The 20,015-nt window shown below is 34.3% G+C and carries 12 protein-coding genes and 3 pseudogenes; 11 read left to right on the top strand and 4 right to left on the bottom strand.

Features of this window, described 5'->3' with window-relative positions; translation table 11 throughout:
• Positions 1-63 precede the first annotated feature (63 nt).
• Both IGI49_RS05885 and IGI49_RS05880 read left to right on the top strand, forming a co-directional pair.
• Positions 64-346, top strand: a pseudogene (locus IGI49_RS05885) (transaldolase family protein); the annotation flags it as partial.
• A gap of 95 nt (positions 347-441) precedes the next feature.
• The gene (locus IGI49_RS05880; RefSeq protein WP_429963771.1) at positions 442-1,254 is read left to right on the top strand and encodes a triose-phosphate isomerase family protein; all 813 of its coding nucleotides are present in this window, start codon (positions 442-444) and stop codon (positions 1,252-1,254) included.
• 197 nt (positions 1,255-1,451) lie between these two features.
• On the opposite strand, the pseudogene IGI49_RS05875 reads toward IGI49_RS05880, so the two are convergent.
• A pseudogene (locus tag IGI49_RS05875) lies at positions 1,452-2,263 on the bottom strand (transposase).
• 831 nt (positions 2,264-3,094) lie between these two features.
• Here IGI49_RS05875 and IGI49_RS05870 point away from each other — a divergent pair.
• Together IGI49_RS05870 and IGI49_RS05865 are read left to right on the top strand one after the other, a co-directional pair.
• Positions 3,095-5,167: pseudogene (locus IGI49_RS05870) on the top strand (Cna B-type domain-containing protein); the annotation flags it as partial.
• 55 nt (positions 5,168-5,222) lie between these two features.
• Entirely contained in the window at positions 5,223-5,930 is a 708-nt protein-coding gene (locus IGI49_RS05865) for a Cna B-type domain-containing protein (RefSeq protein ID WP_429964971.1), read from the top strand.
• A 414-nt stretch (positions 5,931-6,344) separates the two neighbouring features.
• Here IGI49_RS05865 and IGI49_RS05860 read toward each other — a convergent pair whose 3' ends face one another.
• Genes IGI49_RS05860 through IGI49_RS05850 form a run of 3 tightly spaced genes read right to left on the bottom strand, consistent with a single transcriptional unit; the run spans position 6,345 to position 9,140 of the window.
• Complete coding sequence (locus tag IGI49_RS05860; RefSeq protein WP_429963770.1) at positions 6,345-7,796, bottom strand: ABC transporter ATP-binding protein; 1,452 nt, start codon at positions 7,794-7,796, stop codon at positions 6,345-6,347.
• A 4-nt stretch (positions 7,797-7,800) separates the two neighbouring features.
• Positions 7,801-8,559, bottom strand: a complete 759-nt coding sequence (locus IGI49_RS05855) for an energy-coupling factor transporter transmembrane component T (RefSeq protein ID WP_429963769.1) — start codon at positions 8,557-8,559, stop codon at positions 7,801-7,803.
• A complete protein-coding gene (locus IGI49_RS05850; protein ID WP_207705200.1) occupies positions 8,559-9,140 on the bottom strand; it encodes an MptD family putative ECF transporter S component in 582 nt (193 codons plus the stop codon). The genes IGI49_RS05855 and IGI49_RS05850 overlap by 1 nt, the downstream gene beginning before the upstream one ends.
• 976 nt (positions 9,141-10,116) lie before the next feature.
• On the opposite strand from IGI49_RS05850, the gene IGI49_RS05845 reads away from it, so the two are divergent.
• From IGI49_RS05845 to IGI49_RS05815, 7 genes are all read left to right on the top strand, one after another.
• Entirely contained in the window at positions 10,117-10,437 is a 321-nt protein-coding gene (locus IGI49_RS05845) for a DMT family transporter (protein WP_429963768.1), read from the top strand.
• A gap of 142 nt (positions 10,438-10,579) precedes the next feature.
• Entirely contained in the window at positions 10,580-11,674 is a 1,095-nt protein-coding gene (locus tag IGI49_RS05840; protein ID WP_429963767.1) for a helix-turn-helix transcriptional regulator, read from the top strand.
• 192 nt (positions 11,675-11,866) lie between these two features.
• Complete coding sequence (locus tag IGI49_RS05835) at positions 11,867-12,982, top strand: helix-turn-helix transcriptional regulator (RefSeq protein WP_429963766.1); 1,116 nt, start codon at positions 11,867-11,869, stop codon at positions 12,980-12,982.
• Positions 12,983-13,340: 358 nt separating this feature from the next.
• Positions 13,341-14,021, top strand: coding sequence for a hypothetical protein (locus IGI49_RS05830; protein WP_429963765.1), 681 nt, complete (start codon positions 13,341-13,343; stop codon positions 14,019-14,021).
• 337 nt (positions 14,022-14,358) lie between these two features.
• The gene (locus IGI49_RS05825; RefSeq protein WP_429963764.1) at positions 14,359-15,372 is read left to right on the top strand and encodes a DUF916 and DUF3324 domain-containing protein; all 1,014 of its coding nucleotides are present in this window, start codon (positions 14,359-14,361) and stop codon (positions 15,370-15,372) included.
• 15 nt (positions 15,373-15,387) lie between these two features.
• Positions 15,388-15,744: a hypothetical protein gene (locus tag IGI49_RS05820; protein WP_429963763.1), complete on the top strand. Its 357-nt coding sequence runs from the start codon at positions 15,388-15,390 to the stop codon at positions 15,742-15,744.
• On the top strand, positions 15,741-19,631 hold the full coding sequence (locus tag IGI49_RS05815; protein WP_429963762.1) for a WxL domain-containing protein: 3,891 nt from the start codon (positions 15,741-15,743) through the stop codon (positions 19,629-19,631). The genes IGI49_RS05820 and IGI49_RS05815 overlap by 4 nt, the downstream gene beginning before the upstream one ends.
• Positions 19,632-20,015 lie beyond the last annotated feature (384 nt).

Here is a 20,015-nt window from a genome sequence, read left to right as displayed (position 1 = left end):
AAACGAATGGTGTCATCTGAGTAAAATTTGGATGATCTAGGAGAATAGCAAAAAGAAGATATGATGAAATTTTTCCTAAATATAGTCAGTGTAGAAGAAGTCAAACGAATTAACGAGTTAGGATTTATTGATGAAGTGACAACGAATCCTACGATTATTGCTGAAGAAGGGAGAGACTTTCAAGAAGTAATTAAAGAAATTTATTCGATTGTCGAAGGAACTGTGAGTGCAGAAGTCACTGAAGCATAAATCGAAGAGATGATCTTGAAAGCCGAGGTTTTAACAAAATGTACAAGTAATATTGTTGTCAAGAATCCCAATGACAGAGCAAGGATTGAGAGCAGTTTAAAGAAGAATGGAGAACAAGTAATTTTTAATTTCTGTAAGCTAAATAGTCATTCTTACAGAAGTAATATATAAACAGCTAAGGAGATGATTGCGATGGAAAATCAAAAGAAACCAATCGTTATCATGAATTGGTCTATGAGACAAAATCATATCAAAGAAGCAAAAGAGTTTGCAAAGCAGATTAGCGCCCAAAAAAATACTGACATTGATGTTGTGATTTTACCTTCCATGGGAACTATATATCCAGTGCATGAAGTTCTAAAAAACACTTCAGTTCAGCTAGGTGCACAAAATATTGCGCCTGTTGAGAATGGTGAGTTGACTGGAGAGTTTTCGATTGAATCTCTAATTGATATGAAAGGAACCTTTATCGAATTAGGGCATTGGGAGCGCAGGTGTCTCTTCAATGAAACTGACAATATCATCAATAAAAAAATTAAATTGGCTCTAAAAAACGGAGTGAATGTAATTCTATGTATTGGTGAACAGAATAAAAAAGATGCCGATAATGTAATTGATGATTTGAAGGATCCAAATTATGAGGTTGAACTAGAACATGAGTTGTTTTTATGCATTTACAATGGATTATACTGCGTTAAAGAAAAAGATTTAGATAAGATTGTTATCGCCTATACTCCAGCTTGGGCAGTTGGAAAGAGCAAAGCTGCTGGAGCACCTCATATTAAGATGGCGACATCAATCATTCGAAAAGCGATCGCAAAAATATTTGGTGAAGCAGCAAATGAAAAAGTTCGCATTGTTTATGGCGGATCAGTCAGTCCTGAGAATAGTATAACAATGATAAAATTAGCAAAATTAGATGGTGTTTTATTAGGTAGGTTTGGTAGCGATTCAAATCGATTGCAACAAATTGTCGAAGTAACCAAGAATTTGAGGGGAAAATAGTCTAAAAAAATTGGATATAGTTAGCTGTAAAATGAGGATAGATCAAGTATGTACTCATTAGTGTACTAGAATATACGCAAAGCTAGGTTTGTCAACTAAACTTTGGAAATTATCTAGTTGGGGGTCTTTTTACCTAATAAAGATATTCAGCTATTTAGAAATAATTTAATCAAAAGCATGAATAAATAAACCTAACCTCAAGAAAGGTAAGTAGCATACTTTTCAATTTGAGAAGAGAACGTTCCGTTGGTCATAAGTTGATCAAGCATCATTATCCAATTTTCTATATGACCGCCATTTCATTTATTGTATAGTTCTTTTGTTAGTAAATATAGCAGCTTAAGGAGCGCATTCTTATTAAAGAATGCCTCTTTTTTTGTGATCTTCTGGAAACTAGGCTGGGCACTTTCAACAGCATTTGTTGTATACACTTCGGATTCGTTCTCTTCGTAGTTTTTTCATAGAGTGACATACATACACTCGACAAATAAGAAAGCATAGCATTTAGCTAAAGTGCGAGACTACCACTCCTCCAGTTCAGGAAGCACAGCATCTGTAATATCAAAGGTTAACTCGTGAGAGACATTAAATCCGTAGATGTCTTCAATCGTTGTGGCATTATCTCGTTGGCTCATTCCACGAGCGTGAATTGAAAGGACTTTCCTTCGATTTCAGAGACATCACGTTTTCTTTTAGCGATTCATTTAGGATCAAAAGAAGTATCCCGATCTCTAGGAACATCAATATTTACTTCACCAAAGCTTGTTTTGAGCGTTTCATTTCCATAACCATTTCGGTGATTTGCGTGCTCCGTAGGTTCTTTGGGATGAGCTTCAATATCCTAGATGATTATTCAATTCTTCCTTCGTAGCATTTTCTCAAACAACGGACCAAATACGTCTTTCAAAGCCTCTTGTATATCTTCCACAGGTCCAGGTTGGTAATCGTTTAGGATAGATTCAGCTAACTTCACGGATTCGGGATTTCTTTTTAGCCATTGTGTAATCACCTTTTCATCTTATTTCAGAAAAAGAAAAACCGTGAATCAACCCTATACCTAGGATAATGGTTACTTACACGGTTTAGATTACACTCTCTGATACTCAGTCAATTCTTTTTATCAAGGTATTTCCAATAGTTATATTTTATCCGTTGAGCTAGATGCTGAGTCTCATTCTGATAAAATAACTTTGCTACATTCTACGATACAGGTAAAGGTAGTCATGAGGAACAACCGATTTATTCATATTCCAAGTCTGAATTAGCTGAGTTATTAGTTGTGCTGTAGAAACATATCATAACCTATACAAATGATACTGGAACAGCTATCTAATCATTTTGGAAATAGTTTTAATATCAACAGAATTTCAATTTGGAATATATAAAACATAGTAAATAGTCAAATAGTTCACCTGTTGAGACAATTGAACATCGATCACACGAAAGCATGTTGGTCCAAAATTAAGTGTTATGAAAATACCGTAGTCATTTCACCATATTTCACCCGTTATTGTTACTAACACGAAACAAACAGTAGAATAAAAAAATCGGATAGACAGCTCTTGTGTTTAGCTAATTTTTTGATTGTGCATATTTATCCTTTTACACCTTGTATCTAAACTAGTCTGTTATTGTAATATTTCAGTCAATCTTTTTTTCCTGATGAAATGAAAAGGAAAAAAGATAAGTATTATTGAAATAATTGTTTATTGCAAAATGAATACTGCCAAAGAGAAAGGAGAAATTCAAATAATATCGAATTATTCGACACTATTTTGAGAAATTGTGAATTGACAATGGGCTAAACTAGAAGTAATCAATTTACGAAAAGAGGAAGAACATGCGAAAATATTGGTACATAGTAATAATAATTGTAGGCTTGGGAGGGATTTTCCAAATAGCTAACGCAGAAACGAGTGTTTTGCCTCCAGCATCAATAAAAAATGTTCGTACAGATATTAACTTGGTGAACAACAATGAAGTTAAGTTAAACAATTTAAATTTGCTATGGCATGGACTAAGTACGATTGTAGATAATGATAAAAATTTATATTTCTGTTTAGATGAAGGTAAGTATTATCCTTCTGGGAATGAATACCAGGTAGACCTGAACCAAAAAATACCAGGTTCAGTTTTATGGTTGATGGAAACTTTCTACCAAAATCAAGATAAAAATCAAGAAATACCTAATGTTCCAAATTATCGTGACGCCAACGAGTTGACTCGATATTCAGCTATTCAACTTGCTATATGGAAACTTTCTGGAGGGACTTTCGATGATAAGATAGTTAACTCAAATCCTTTGATAAGTGATCTTTGTAAAGAAGCAGCAAAACAACCTTCTGAGGACTTATCTTATCAATATTTAATTAACAAGATTAATAATGTTAAGATTAACGCAAAAGGGTTTAACCCTGATGGTGAAGATGGAGATTATTATATTTATAAATTGGAATTTGAGGATAATCTGGATCAGGAAACCGAAAAATTATTTCAAATTAGAAATGAAGATACAAGCATGGATATTGAATTATCCAAAAATGGGAAAAAAGAAAATATCACAGACAATGTGACTATTGAGAAAGATTTAAACAATCGGGTAATTTTCATTGGTGTGCCTAAAAATCTGATTGATGAGGAAAACTCAAATAATACTACAATTTATTGCAGTATAGCTTCCAAACTAGTTACCAGACAGCCTTATTATTTAGTTTGTGTTACTGGTGGGTTTTATCAGTCACTGGGGGCATATCAAACAATTGAAAGAGATTTAACGACCGAAATAAGTGTTGATCTTGATAGTTCGGAAACAACCTTTTCAGTTTTAAAGCATTGGGACGATTTGAATAATCAGGATGGAGTTCGACCTGTGGAATTACCCGTACAACTCTATCAAAGCAATAAACCTTACCAATATACTGAAAATGAGAGTGTAACAGATGGGAATGAAATATCTTTTGGAGACAAACAACTATTAAGTGAAAAGAATGGTTGGGAATATAAATGGAAGAACTTACCAGTGAATGATTCTCAGGGGAACCGACTTTATTATACTGCCCGAGAAGAGCTTGATTCTGAATATACCTTGTCGATCCAAAGCACCAACGACGGAACAGTATTATCGATGACCAATAAGTATATTCCAGAACCGACTGAATTGTGTGGATCTAAGATATGGGACGATCAAAACAATCAAGATGGACTGCGTCCAGATTCGATAGAAGTTCAACTACTAGCCAATGGAGAAACCGTTCAAACGAAGACTGTTACTGAACAAGATGACTGGGCTTACCAATTTTTAGATTTACCTAAAAATAAGGATGGCAAACCAATTAACTATACCATTTTAGAAACACCAGTTTCTGAATACACTGTGTCTATTGATGGTAACAACCTTATTAACAAACATATTCCTGAGGAAACAGAGATTAAAGGAGCAAAGCAATGGGAGGATAACAATAACCAAGATGGCAAACGCCCAGAATCCATTACTGTAAACTTATTGGCTGATGGAGAGGTGATCTCTTCAAAAGAAGTTTCTTCGAAAGATGAATGGAATTACCAATTTACCAAAATATAAAGACGGTAGTGAGATACACTATAGTGTAACCGAAAATACTGTTCCAAATTACGTGACAAGTATTGATGGATTTAATCTAAAGAATAGTTATACTCCGGAAGAAACAGAGATCAAGGGAACGAAGCAATGGGAGGATAACAATAATCAAGATGGCAAACGCCCAGAATCCATTACCGTAAACTTATTGGCTGATGGAGAGGTAGTCTCTTCAAAAGAAGTTTCTTCGAAAGATAAATGGACCTACCAGTTTACTAATTTACCAAAATATAAAGACGGTAGTGAAATATACTATAGTGTAACCGAAAATACTGTTCCAAATTACGTGACAAGTATTGATAGATTTAATCTAAAAAACAGTTATACTCCAGAAGAAACAGAGATCAAGGGAATGAAGCAATGGGACGACAACAATAATCAAGATGGCAAACGTCCGGAGTCTATTACTGTAAACTTATTAGCGAATGGACAAGTGGTTTCTACGAAAGAGATTTCTTCAAAAGATGGGTGGGCTTACCAATTTACTAATTTACCAAAATATAAAAATGGGAATGAAATATGCTATACCGTAACGGAAAATTCCGTCGCTAATTACACAACTAGTATAGAAGGGTTTGATCTAAAGAATAGCTATACTCCAGGCAAGACCAGTGTGACGACAACTAAAGCATGGGTGGATGGAGATGATCAAGAAGCATTACGTCCGCAAAACATTAAGGTCCAATTGTATGCCAATGGAAAAGCGTATGGGAAAGCAGTTGAATTAAGTGAGGATAATAAATGGACCACAACTTGGATGAACTTAGACGAAAAAGATGCTGGTAAAATGATTACTTACACCGTCAAGGAATTAAACGTACCAGATGAATATGAAGTGACATACGATGATGCAGAAAAGGGAAATATTATCATTACAAACACCCATGATCCTAAAAATAATTCTGTAGTGGGAGATAATAATTCTTCGGATCAGCCCACGAATGGAATAAAAACGCAGCAAAACTATCCATCAACAGGTGGAGCAAAACAACCATTTCTTTATATAGCAGGCTGCCTAGTTGTCCTAGGTACAATCTATCTGTGGCACAAAAAATATTAATTTAAATTAGGTAAGTGATTACAGATTGCTTTGATTTTTTCAAAGACAGGATTTGTTGTCCTACTCTAAAATGACAGTTCACTGACGATATACTTAAAGTAGAGAATAAAAGAGGGAGTATCCGACAACGAAAAGATTTTAAAACATTTTTTGTTTTTGTAAAGCATTTTCCATCTTATGATAGTTTAAAAAATTGCTGCAGTTTTCTTTGAAATTTAAAATTGCAGTTGCATTCAGCACAAAAGCACTTCCCAAATTCAAATAGTGGGAGTGTTTTTGTGCTGTGTTCTTTCGCATAAACAATAAGATACTTAGCTATCTGATGTGACCCTATAGAACATAGGGGAGATGAATCAACCACTATCTCAAAACTAAATTAACAATTATCAATTCCCACTATTGGGAATATTCAATCTAGGATGTCGTGGAGAAAAAGGATAACAGTTTGTCTTCATGGCCGTACAATGTGTATTGTTCTAGCAACTCTCCTTTTTCAATATAGATAACATGAGTGCAACACTGGAGTATGAATTCTGGATCGTGTGTAATTAAAAAAAGAGTTTTCTCGTGTCTAAGTGATGTGATTAAATCTGCAATCTTTTTCATATTATTATAGTCCAAACCACTAGTGGGTTCGTCTAGAATCAAAAAGTCTTTATCAGCTAATATTGCTGATGCTAGGGCAACTCGCTGCTTCTGTCCACCGGACAAGGATAATGGATGTCTTGCAGAAAGTCCTTGGATCCCCAAGCTGTCAAGAACCAACTCTAATTGATTAAATTTTTGAGTAGACATGCCTAATTGAACCTCTTCAGTTACTGATTCGCAAAATAGTTGATGATTGACATCTTGCATAACCAGGTAGCCTTTTTTTAGTAGCTGCTTACGATAACGATCTTCTCCATCAATCTGCATGGAACCTTTAAAATTTTTATTTAAACCACATAAACATTTTGAAAATGTCGATTTTCCTGCACCATTACGTCCAATCACAGCTATTATCGATCCCACTGGTAAAGTTAATTCTGGTAAGCTAATAACCGATGTATCCTCATAACGATAATTAAAATCCCTCAATGAGAATATTTCATTGCCATTGTAATGAGTAGATTTGGTGCCAATTTCTTTCAAAGATCGAGGTCTTAAACCAAGTTCAGTAATTTCTTCTAACGGCATCTCGAAATAATCATTCATTGACTTATCAAAATGTATTCTTCCATTTCTCATGTAAACCATTCGATCACAAATATCTTTAAGCCAATAAAGTCGATGTTCTGCTATGATGATCGTCTTGCCCTGATTTTTCCAAAACATAATTGTTTTCTTTAGATTTTGGATAGAAGAGATATCGAGATTAGCTGTGGGCTCGTCGAGAACAATCACGTCAGGTTCTAACGCAGATACTGAAGCACAGGCTACCTTTTGTTTTTCTCCACCTGATAGGTGAAAAATGTTACGATCTAATAATTCTCCCATTTCAAGTTTAGCTACAGTTTCTTGGATACGTTTCTCAATTTCTGGGATAGGCAAACCAACATTTTCACAACCAAAAGCAATTTCACTAGTTGTGTCAGTACAAAAAAATTGATTTCTTGGATTTTGGAATATACTACCAACAAAATGAGAAATTTGAGCGAGTTCAGACTTTAAAATATTTTGTTGATTTATTTGAACGCTTCCAGTAATTTCCCCCTCATAATAGTGAGGAATCAAACCATTGACTAAGCGAGTTGCCGTGGTCTTACCGCAACCAGACTCTCCAGTCAGCACAAGGCATTCACCTGGATTTATAGTGAGTGAAAAATCCTTAAGTGCATAGTCGGAATCACTATTGTATCGGAAATTTACATTTTCAATTTTAATCATAATATTACAGCACTCCAAACCTGTTAAGAAAAAGACAAGAAAAAGCGAAAAAACAAAAAAGAATAGCAATACAATCTTGAATGCGAAAGCCAATTTTACAGACATTAGTTCGTTTAACCAAGGGAGAAAGACCTCGAGTCAGAGCTGATACAGAGAGATCTTCACCAATTTTAGCGGAACATGTCATTAAGGGAACCATGCGATATTCTAAAAAAGAAAGTTTACCTGTTCCTTTGAAGGAGATACCGCGCATCCTCATTGCTTGGTTGATTGACTTAAACTCTTCAATGACAGTTGGAAAAAATCGTAACATGACAGATAGCGGAATTACTAAATAATTGGAAACATGCAAATGCTCAAAACCAGCTATAAATTCACTAACGGTTGTAGTAGAGACCACATATATTCCCATTAGAATACTTGGTAAAAAGCGAGTTAATATACCAGTTGTAGCTAAAAGTAAAAAATTTGGTAAACCAGTCAAGCGTTGGCTAAAAAAATAAGAGATAAATGTCATTCCAACATAAAGAAAAAAATAAGTCAAAGTAGTTTTATACTTTTTTGCAGATACGAGTAGTAAAAAGGGCATTAGACTTAAACAAGGAGTTATCGTGGTAAGAATTCTTCCTGACAAACCTTGTTTAATACTAACATTTCCTAAAACAAAAATTGTAACAGTAAAAAGCAATAGTAATTTTGTTCGCGGATCTAAGTAAAGCTGTTTCTTATTACTCAAAATTTGTTTATTAGCTGTTAATAGCATCAGACAAGACCTGCCTTAATAAAATGTTTTTTCAGGACAGAGCGACCCAATACTCCTCCAATTAGACCACAAAGGAAGGTGATTATTAGTAATACAGGACACATCCAGCTCGGTAAGAGTGAAATTAGGGTTTGAGCATATTCAAGTCCAAGATCTTGTCTGGTAGAAAAATAGACAGTTGGATTAAAAAAGATCGGTAAAAAATTTCCCCACATCCACACTGAAAAAACTGCATAGGCGAGTATTGCTTTTGCAGAACTTTGATAATTACCACTCCGATAGATTATTTCTGAAATTAATCCTGAAATAAGTCCTACAATAATGGAATAATATCCCATGCCTGTGATCAACATAAGGATACCCATGAGTAAGCTCAAAATAAGAATCATACCAAATTTCTTTACTTTAGTAAAAAAAAGCATAAGCGGTATTCCACCTAGTATTGGTGCCAGTACACAAATCAATGGCATGAAGATTGGAATAAAGCCAAACATAGCGATTACCATTACAATAAAGAAATATATAGCTGCATAAATTCCAATTTGTATTAAATCTTTTCCATTCAATTTCTTTGCTTTCATTTTCCACAATGCCCCCTTGATTATCATATGTTTTACTAATAAAAATAATCTACTAAGTTTATTTTTGTGATTACAGCCACCGTTGCCGTAATTCTTCCCAGTATATAAATCGATGTAATTAAATTCCTTCCAATAGTTTGTATGCTAAAAAAGCTATGAGAGCTCACTAGTTCTTCGTATTTTGACAATTTTTGGACTACTGTGTCTATTTGGATAAAAACCATTGAGAACGATTATCATTTTCAGTTAGATTAGCACTTTCAAATATCAAAGTCAATATAAACTTTTTATCAGGAATCAGAAATAATATATTTAAAAATACTCTAATAATAAACTTATTTAATTTTTTTGTCTTTTTAAACCAAATAACCATTAATATCACGCAATAAACTGCTATATTTCGTTAGCGTCGAAGATTGTATAGTAGGTCGAAATACGGATATCACATTTATTTAATATTATTTAGGTGCAACTTTAAAGGACAATGATGAGACGATAACATGCAAAACATGTGTGACACGTCAATGATAAAAAAGTCAAATCGCATAGAAATTTATTGATTATTATGGACTTTTAGGGTGTGAAAGTGATTTCGTATTTTTTGTTTGAGATTGTATTATAATGAAAAAGATGCTGGCTATAGAATCAAACGGGTTTAAGTATTAGAAATGCTTAAATAGATATAATAGATACTAGTTTTATAGTAAAGTTTAAAAGTTGTATAGTTTATACTTGCAAAGTAAGTTTCATAATGAAAACTGAAGCAAGTATATCTTAAATGAATGAGCAAGGCATATACGAGGCTTAACTAAGAATGGGCATTATTAAGATTTTCCGCTTGATTTTTATCTAGAAAAGTTCTAAAGTGAGATTAATAATTTTATTGCTACCGAGCAAGGGAGCCAATTTCGTTAGGTCTTAGAAGAAATTGGACTCCCTTTTTTGCGCAAAAATTTTACTACTAGGGGGAATAGAAATGGCATGGGTAGAGCTAATAATTGCAGGTTTTTTTGAAATGTTTTGGGCAACAATGATGAAGTTGAGCGAAGGATTTAGTAAAGTGAATTACTCCGTTTTGACTGTAGTAGGAATGGTCGCAAGCTTTTACTTTTTAGCAAAATCTTTGCGTGCTTTGCCTATAAGTCTTGCATACCCAGTATGGACAGGGATTGGAGCAATCGGAACTATTTTTATAGGGATTTTTTTCTTTAAAGATCACCTTTCGCTTACAACTAGTTTCTTTGTCCTTTTACTAATTGCAGGTATTATTGGAATTAAAATAACGAGTGGAAATTAAAGCGAAGATCGGGCTGCTTTGACTGAGATTTTTGCTAGTAAATATAATTTCGCAACCACTTATAATCAATTGGGATGTATGAATTCTCAATTGATTATAAGATTAAATATTTTGTCTCAAGACTTAAAGGAGATGGACTGAATTGATTGATAGGGTGAAAGTAGCTGCAGATATACTCAATGATTATGGATCCATTGCTTTGATGAAAGATGAAAAATGTGTTTTTGAATCGGGAACAGCAAAGAAAGAAATTTTAAATTCCTTTGCTGAAAGAATTCAAACTATTGCAAAAGAGCAAGAAATTGTTGTGAAGCCTTTTATGCATTTTGTGGTGCTATTGATAAAATTCAACAGTTTTAAGTCAACATATTATCTACTACTCGTATGTAACCAAGAGGAATTCCTTTCTTTGGGAAAGAAGAAAAGGGAACAACTTTATAAGAAGTTTAATAGTGTAATTGCACTACTGAGTGAGAACAACAGATATACAGTTGAATTTGAAGACGAAAAAATGCTTTCTTACATAGATAGAAATCAGATAGCTGAATTAATCGAAAAACATGAAAATATTATATCAAAAAACAGATATCAAGTAGAACAGGTATTACTTAGCGAATTAAAGTCTGGAAATATTTCTTCGATAATTAAATTACTAAAAAAATTAGAATACAATGCTAATCAAGAGGCCTTATCAAAAGATTATTTGCAAGGGAAAAAATATCAGTTGGTGGCATTAATAACGTTGGTTGCAAGAGCAGCCATTGTCCAAGGATGCCCTCAAAAATGTGTCTACCGATTATCTGAAGATCTTATAGGAAAACTGCACACTATTAATAATAAATCAGATATTTCTCCTTTCGTGAGCTATCTAATTATAGAATACGGCTCCTTATTGAATAAAAATAATACTCTCTATGATTCTGACAAAGTTAATCAAGCAATTGAATATATCTATGACAATCTGTACAAGCCAATCACTAATAAGGATATTGCTGATTATGTGTCCGTACATCCAATGTACCTGTCAAAATTATTCAAAAGTGTTACTAGCAACAAATTGCATGATTTTATTATCGAATCAAAAGTTCGTGAAGCAGAGTACTTGCTATGCAACACAGAACTTCCATTGAAGGAAATATCTATGGCACTTTGTTTCAGTAATCAGAGTCATTTTTGTAAGCTGTTTAAAAAGATAACAGGACATACGCCAAAAGAATATCGAAAAATTTTTCAATAGTAGTTTCTGAATACATGGAAGTCAAAGTACCAATCTTCATTTTAAAGACAGACTATTAGTCGAATAAGCATGAAAGCTCATTTTATTATGTTTTTTGTATTGTTGAAGAGTTGCTACCTCTTAGTAATTTACTAACAAACTTTTTATTTGTCACTACACATATGTCACTTGACTAAAAAGGAGAGGATTATTTTGATTGAGAAAGCTGAGTTAGCCGCTTCTCTATTAAAAAAAGACGGATCAGTTGCGATATTCGAAAATGATAGATGTATCGTTGAGTATGGTATTGCTGATAAAGAGTTATTAGAATCCTATGTAAACAACATCAGACTTTCTTCAGAGAACAACAAAATAATTATAAAATCATTCATGAATTTTAGTGTTTTTTTATCGCAGTATCAGGATATGAATAATATCTATCTTTTTTTGTTTCTTTGTGAAAGAGATGACTATCAATGTTGGAATGAGGAAAGAAAAAAAGATTTACTGGGGAAACTAAAGAGTGCGCTTATTATACTTAAAGAAAATAGCGACTACCCGATAAAAATTGAGAAACGAGATCGTTACCATTATACAGATATCCGTCGAAATGAGTTAAATTTTTATTCAGAGTTGGAAAATGAATTATCTTATTTTGATAACTATCAACTAGAGGTGCTTTTGCTGAATTTATTGGATTGCGGAGATATTTCATCTGTGATGCGACTATTTAAGAAGTTAAGTTCTGCTACAGCAACAATCATTTCAACGAATAAACTGCAAGAACAAAAATTTCGAATTGTTAGTTTTCTTACGTTAGTCACTAGAATGGTTATCGAAAAGGGATACCCGCAATCACATGCCTATGAATTATCTGATAAATTTATCGGGCAACTTGATGACATAAATGAGCGTGATCAACTATTACCTTTTGTTAAAACAGCTGTACTAGAATTTTTTACTTTGGCAAAAGAAAAAAGGTTTTCTTATAATTCAGAAATTGTAAATCAGGCAATAGAGTACATTTACGACAATATTGAAGGATCAATAAGCAATGATTGCATTGCTAGACATGTATGTGTGCATCCGGTTTATTTGTCTTCTCATTTCAAGAAGAAAACAGGTATCACACTCTCTAAGTTTATAAAAGAAGCTAAGGTGCAAGAAGCAAAGTTTTTGCTGGTTAACACAGACTTATCTTATTCTGAAATTTCAAACAAGCTAAGCTTTAGTAGTCAAAGTCATTTTTGTAGAGTATTTAAAGAGTTGACAAGTTTCACTCCTAAAGAATACAGAGTGTTTAAAAGTAGAAAACAAGGCATGCCTTAAATGAAAAATATAAGTATTATTCAATTTGAGCAATTGATGAGATAGACGAGCATTTTATGTGAAATGCTCGTCTATTTGTGTATCAACTAATAGATTTCTAATAGAAGAGAAGTAACCGACAAGTAATGATGCAATGTATAATTTTCATTCTGTCAGAAAATTTATAAATTAGTCTTTTGATGAAGAAAAACTGCTTTCTAATAGAAATAGCTGGATGTTGTTCTAGCATAATAGCTATACATTCTTGTTAAGAATAAAAACATTAGTTACTTGATATGGATATTAAATATTTAACATACAAAGGTATCTCTTAATTGTACACTCTTTATTGTACCAAGAAGAAAAAGGAGAGATATTCATGAAAAAACATTTAATGGTTTTATTAGCATCAACTGGAATTTTAGGGAGCATTGCTTTCGGTACAGCACAAGCATTCGCAGCATTCCCAAATACAGATGTTACAATTGGATTTGAAGGAGATAACTCCACTAATCCTATGCCAGATCCTACAGGGAATTCATTGGAATTACTAAGTGTTCCACGTATGTTCGATTTTGGTCAAACGAATACTGTAGGTGAGGGAATAGAAGTAAATTTAAAAAATAAAACAGATTCTTATGTAGCTTTACGAGATGGAGACAAATCCCGAACGAATCCTTGGCATCTTACTGCTTCTATGTCTGAGTTAAAACAAGGCAGTGATACCCTACCAGCAGAGCTGACGATTGAAACGGAAGGTGAATTGTTAGATTTCGATTATACACCAGGTAAAACAATACCTACACCTAATGCAACAAATACTCATGTAAATAAAGAGCTTACTGCCGATTTCGCAACAGATAACAAGATAACTGTAAAAACGGGTGGATCAGAACAAAAGATTGTGTCAAGCAATTATAAAGATGATTCAATCAATTCGTCTAGAGCAGTAAAAATAAAAAATGCTTCACTGAAAATTGCTAAGGATAATGCAAAATATGAATATGCAGGCAAAGAGTTTAGTGGCTCAGTTACTTGGATGCTTTCAGTTGCTCCATAATAGTTTATAAACATGTATAAGAAGAAGCAGAAGAGTATCGTTTCTTGTGCTTCTTCTTTCTACTTAAAAAGATCACATAACAATCGATAAAGAACTTCTGGTTAGATCATTAGGACACTCGATTACGAAATTCCATCATGCCCATCCTGATCTTGAAAACTGGAAAGAAAGACCTCAAAAATTCAATGGGAGCTAACAGGAAGCTTTTCAAAATATCCCGATTTTTTAGATAGAAAGGTGTACTTTTTGATAAGAAGCAAAAACTATACACTGTGAAGAGCTTCCGATGTTTTAGCAACTAAAGGTCGAGTTACTTTTAAAGAAGAGAGAGGAAAAGATGAAATTCAAAATCAAATTTATTATTTCCATTTTGTTTTTATCAATTGCGTTTTTCCCAGCTTTTGTTAATGCGGAAAATGTACAAAAAGATAAAGCTTCGACTAAAGAGCTAGGCTTTACAGTTCAAGCTGTCTTACCAGAAAATCAAATCGATCATTCGAGTTCTTTTTTCGATTTGTTATTGGACAGTATGGAACAGACTGTTGAGGTAGAAATTATTAGTACAAGAAAAGAACCTGTAACAGTAACTATTGGAGTTTCGAATGCAGGAACTTCAAATGCAGGAGAAATAGTATATACCGATACAGAAAAAACTAAAGACAAAACATTGGTTGATCCTGTAACAGATCTGGTGGCCAGCGATCAAAAAGAGATCCAGATTGAAAACTATGAAACGAAAAAATGCAGCTTCAAAATAAAGCCACCGCAACAAAAAATAAATGGTGCAAGAATTGGCGCTTTAAGCTTTATGTCTAAAATAAGTGAATCTGATGAACAAGTTCAAAGTGTCTATGGCTATAGAATCGGAATGATTCTATTGGAAGAGGATACGTTTTATAAAGATGGAAACGCCTTAAACTTGCAACAGGTTAGACCGAATATCATTAACGGCAGAAAAGTTATTGAAGCGCAATTACAAAATCCACAGCCAAAGATTTTAGAACCACTAACTGTTGAGACTGTTCTTAAAAAAAAGGGAGAGGATCAAGTTTTAAAGCATGAAAAAGTAAGCAATATGCGTATGGCTCCTAATTCTCATTTTAGCTTTTTAACAAACTGGGGACTGGATAAATTCAAAAAAGGTACGTACGTTTTATCTATTAGAGCAAGTTCCAGTGAAAATAAATGGGCATGGGAAAAGGAATTTTCAATAAATGCAGATCAAGCTCAAAAATTGGAGAAAAATGCAGCATACAAAATAACTTATCCTAAATGGGTAATCTACGCAGCCATTGCTATGGTCATTCTAACTTTAGGATTATTTTCTTATCTACTTTTCAGAAGAAATTAGAAGTGGGGAGAGAAAATGAAGGGTAAATTTAAAATTGTATGGTTTGTATTCCTTGTGTTTGGAATCGGTGTTTTGCTGCGAACAACTATAGCCTTCGCAAGTGAGTTTCCCAGCACTGAAATTAGAGTTTCCTTCTGTGCTAGCATGGAAAAAACTGAGAAGATACAACCAGTTATTCTAAGAGAGGAAAAGTTGTCTTCAGATGATCCGGAAACTTACCCAACCATCAGAGACAAGAATTATCCAACGACAGGAGATGCAATTGATCAGATATCAATTCTTCTGGGAGTATTCTGCATTCTTTTGACGATAATCATAAAAAAATACCAGATGCTTTCAAAAAAAATAAAAAGGGAGGTAGACAAACAATGAGGAAATTTTCTTTATTACTTGGTACCTTTCTTATATTGATTCCATCAATCACTAACTTAGGAGTTGCCTGGGCAGATGAAGCTATCAACGATACAAGTTTATCCTCTAAAATCGAACAAAATGATCCACTCTCAAATACGCTTGAAGAAGCAAAAATATCGCCTTCTTCTACGGATGAAGACTCTACAACTGAAAAAACCACTGAAGGCTCTAATGAAAAAGAAAGACCACAACCAGAAAAACAGGAAACTTTCGATACAAGCGGTAGTTCCGAAGTTGATATAGGAAAAATTGCCCGCAGCAGCAGGGCAAGTACTGAAAATGAAGTAGGCCCAGTTAATTTTGCAAATATTACTGATACTTCAGTAGGCCTTTATGGAAACTATGAGATTGATAGTAAAGAATTGATTGGGGCTGCGGCTTACTACAAAAAGTATTCAAAGGAGCTTGAAGCAAACTCGGATAAAGGACCTGGTTCGCTGGAAGGAGGAAACGGTTGGGAAAAAATAGACTTAAACCTTTATCATAGTCCGAATGGAATATATTATCTCGGACAGATTAATGATTTGGAAATAGACACGAGTTATTCGGTCATTATTGTTTTTCTGCTATCTGATGGGCAGAAAATTTTACGTGCTGGAAAAGAAACTACAACTAGCACTTTTTGGGATTTTACAGACCCCTATCTAACAGTTAAAGGAACTCCATGGATAACAATGTCTGAAATTCCTCGTTTCACAACGAAAAAGACCAAAGTAGGAGCCGCAAGTTTTACTAGCATCACTGATACGACAGCTGCTTTATCAGGAAACTATGAGATTGACCAATCATTGCTCAATACAGCTTATGCATATTATAAGACAGATATAAGTGATGCTAATTCTTCAGTCGGAAGTCATCCGGATCATGGACCCGTGACGCAAGTCGGGGGAAATGGCTGGACCAAAGTAGATCTAAGTGTATTTGATGACGGAACAGGCAAAAGCGGAACTTATAATGGACAAATTGAAGGCCTTGATCCTAGCAGTAAATATTCGCTTATTGTTGTTTTCGTTTTGTCTAATGGAACAACAATTTTACGTGCTGGTGGAGAGGGTAAAGAGAGTGTGAGGTGGGATTATAACAATGTAATGTATCCTTGGTTGACTTATGAAGGAACCCCATGGATTGCTGGTGCGACTATTCCATTTTTTACAACAAAAGAAGTTAGCATTTCCGGGATGAATTTTAGTGAAATTACTGATGATTCAGCACTTGTGACTGGCTCCTATTCAGGATTGAAAAAAAAGAATGGGGTTGCTGCTGCTTATTACAAAACGGGTCTTAAAGAGGTTGCATCTGATAAAGGTCCTGGCAGTATAAATGGCGGAAACGGCTGGACAAAGCTTGATTTAGAATTGACCGGTAATGAAAATGGTGGAAACTATATCGCTCATTTAAAAGATCTTTCTCCGAGTGTTACCTATTCAGTGATCATTGTTATTGAATTCGATAATGGAATCTATTTAAGGGCAGGAAATCAAAGCACAGAAAGTGTGAAGTGGAACTTTAACGATCCATACTTAACCTATAAAGGAACTCCTTGGATTTCTGGACCTGAAATTCCTAATTTTACGACTGAAGAAGGGCAAATAGGGGCAGTTTCTTTTTCTGATATCACTTCCAATAGTGCACAGATAACTGGAAGTTATCATTATGAAAATAATATTGTAGAGCAAGCTGCTGCTTATTATATAAAAGGTTATGGTAAAAACACCACTGATCCTAGTATTTATGGTCCAGATAAATTAACAGGTGGAAACGGCTGGACAATGGTTGATTTAAAACTAAATAAAGGTGAGCATGGTGGAACTTATGAAGCTATTCTGACCGGATTAGAACAGCAGACAGACTATTCTATCATTATCATTTTTACACTGAAAGATGGATCAAAAATCTTGCGGGCTGGGAATGAAAATACGGATAGTTTGAAATGGGACTATAATGAGCGTATAGCGGTAAAAGGTATTGCCTATATTCCACCGAAAGATATCCCATATTTTGTAACCAGTACATTATTTATTTCCAACACTACTTTTTCAGAGATCAAGCCAACGTCAGCCAAAATTATAGGAACGTACAACCTTTCTGGTGAGAACGATTTAGTAGAAAACGCTGTTGCCTATTACAAAAAAGGACTAAGTAAAAGTTACCAGCCAGATGCAGGTCCTAAGATGAAAAATGGCGGCAACGGTTGGACTAAAGTTGCGCTGACTTTGAAAAAATCAGATACTGGTGGAACTTATGAAGCAACAATCAGTGATTTGAATAAGAATACTGACTATTCAGTAATAATCGTTTTTAAATTAAAGGATGGGACTACTATTTTAAGAGCTGGAGGACCAGACACAGGAAGTGTGAGTTGGGACTATAACTGGGCATACCTGACTGTTAAAAATAGAGTGGCTGTACTCGGTCATGAAATTCCCTATTTTAAAACGGGGAATTATGACAACTCTTTTCTGGAATTAGGGTCAACAACCTCTAAGACAACTTTTAACTCTGCTGTTGTTAGTGGCAGTTACAAAAGTGGATCTGCAAATCAGTTTAGTAAAAAGATTATCTTAAAGTATAAAGAGCAAACTGAAAGCAACTGGTTGTCAGTGGTGCTTAATTCAAAGGACTTTTCTGGAAACAACAATTATCAAAAAGAGCTGACTAATCTTAAAAAAAATACTATTTACCAATACTATGTGACCGTATTAGATAGGTATAATAATGAGTTAGTTCAAAGCCCAAGTGCAACATTCCAGACTAAGGATTTCTTTATACAACCTAGGTTTGAGACAACTTATCGTTCCAACGATCAATTGGATCTGGAGTTGGGATATGATGGAGATAAATCAATAATCGAAAGTGCTGTTTTAAGTTATCGGAAAAAAGGAGCATCTGGTCCTTGGAGGAATCGCCCGATGAAAATTGATGATGGAAAAATTACTTTCAGCTCTAAAGAATTCTCTGTTGGTACACACTATCAGGCATTTACGACAATTACAACAAAAGATGGGCAAATTCACAAAATGAAACCGGATGAACTATTCACTTATGATGTTACTGTTTTGGCCCCCTTGATTTCTACTACTACTGATAGTTCAGCGACCTTTGTGGTAGACTACAATCATTTTATCGGTCATCGCGCCCCAATTGCAGCGAAAAATCATTTTAGAAAACGGCAGTCAAATGGCGGGGGTGCTTGGCAAACCTTTGATCAAAGTGTTCCAGATGCATCTAGCGGAAATTTTACCTTTACTTTAAAAAACTTAGAAGAATATACGTTGTACGAAACTTATTCGACCGTGTATTTTGAAAATGGGGAAAAACAAGATTCTCCAATCCGAATGTTTTCAACCGTTCAAGTATTAGATAATCTTTTGGCTTTGCGCACAGTTCCTGACCTACTCGATTTCGGTAATGAATTAAAGCCCTCGAATATTCTGGAAACCTATCGTTTGACGGAAACAGCGAAGCACTTTACACCACTTGTCTTTCAAGACACAAGGATTTCTTCTACCGGATGGGAATTGCGGGGTGCACTAACCGAATTAAAGAGCTCCTCTGGGAATAAATTGGAAGGGGCCAGTATTTCTTTTGAAGGCGAATTAAAGAAGAATAATGGAGAGGAAATATCGCCAGATGGGTTTTATGGGAAGGTTCATAAGCAGCAAACAATGAACGCTGATGGTACTCCAAATATTTTAGTAAAAGCTTCTCCAACACTGGCATCATCAGGTGTTTTTGTCTACTATATTGATCCAGAATCTGTAAAGATGATCATTCCTGGAAATAGTGAGAAAGAAACGCAGGATTATAGCGGGCAACTACAATGGACATTAGAGAATGTTCCATAATGAAACTGACGTAAAAACATATAACCACTTATTCACTTACTTGCAGATAAGAGAATCAAACGAAAAAGGTTTTTTCTAAAAAAATTATACAGGAGGATAGCTATGGAAAGGTATGCTTGGGTTTTATTTTTTGGATTAATCGGTGGTGTCTGTTTGATAGGGTTCGTTTATTTTTTTATAAAGGACACCAGCACCAAAAAACATCAGCAAAGGAACTATCGTTTTCTTATTCCTGATATATTTTTGTTTTTGCTATCGATGATAAATGTTGTATTTGTCATATACTTATATTTTGATATTCAAAAGCAGCTTATATTCTTTAAATAAACGAGATTTGAATAGATATTTTACTAGGAAATTTAATCTATATCAACAAAATGAAGA

Origin of the sequence: Enterococcus sp. AZ071, from assembly GCF_050499065.1 — a bacterium.
Taxonomy (GTDB): Bacteria; Bacillota; Bacilli; order Lactobacillales; family Enterococcaceae; genus Enterococcus_A; species Enterococcus_A ferrettii.
The sequence above is the reverse complement of the archived record's forward strand: the minus strand, read 5'-3'. Positions and strand labels throughout refer to the sequence as shown.

Excerpts from the sequence above, each read along its gene's own strand:
- IGI49_RS05845 (WP_429963768.1), top strand. The coding sequence starts at position 10,117 with ATGGCATGGGTAGAGCTAATAATTGCAGGTTTTTTTGAAATGTTTTGG.
- IGI49_RS05825 (WP_429963764.1), top strand. The coding sequence starts at position 14,359 with ATGAAATTCAAAATCAAATTTATTATTTCCATTTTGTTTTTATCAATT.
- IGI49_RS05820 (WP_429963763.1), top strand. The coding sequence starts at position 15,388 with ATGAAGGGTAAATTTAAAATTGTATGGTTTGTATTCCTTGTGTTTGGA.
- IGI49_RS05830 (WP_429963765.1), top strand. The coding sequence starts at position 13,341 with ATGAAAAAACATTTAATGGTTTTATTAGCATCAACTGGAATTTTAGGG.
- IGI49_RS05865 (WP_429964971.1), top strand. The coding sequence starts at position 5,223 with ATGAAGCAATGGGACGACAACAATAATCAAGATGGCAAACGTCCGGAG.
- IGI49_RS05860 (WP_429963770.1), bottom strand. The coding sequence starts at position 7,796 with ATGATTAAAATTGAAAATGTAAATTTCCGATACAATAGTGATTCCGAC.
- IGI49_RS05815 (WP_429963762.1), top strand. The coding sequence starts at position 15,741 with ATGAGGAAATTTTCTTTATTACTTGGTACCTTTCTTATATTGATTCCA.
- IGI49_RS05850 (WP_207705200.1), bottom strand. The coding sequence starts at position 9,140 with ATGAAAGCAAAGAAATTGAATGGAAAAGATTTAATACAAATTGGAATT.
- IGI49_RS05855 (WP_429963769.1), bottom strand. The coding sequence starts at position 8,559 with ATGCTATTAACAGCTAATAAACAAATTTTGAGTAATAAGAAACAGCTT.
- IGI49_RS05880 (WP_429963771.1), top strand. The coding sequence starts at position 442 with ATGGAAAATCAAAAGAAACCAATCGTTATCATGAATTGGTCTATGAGA.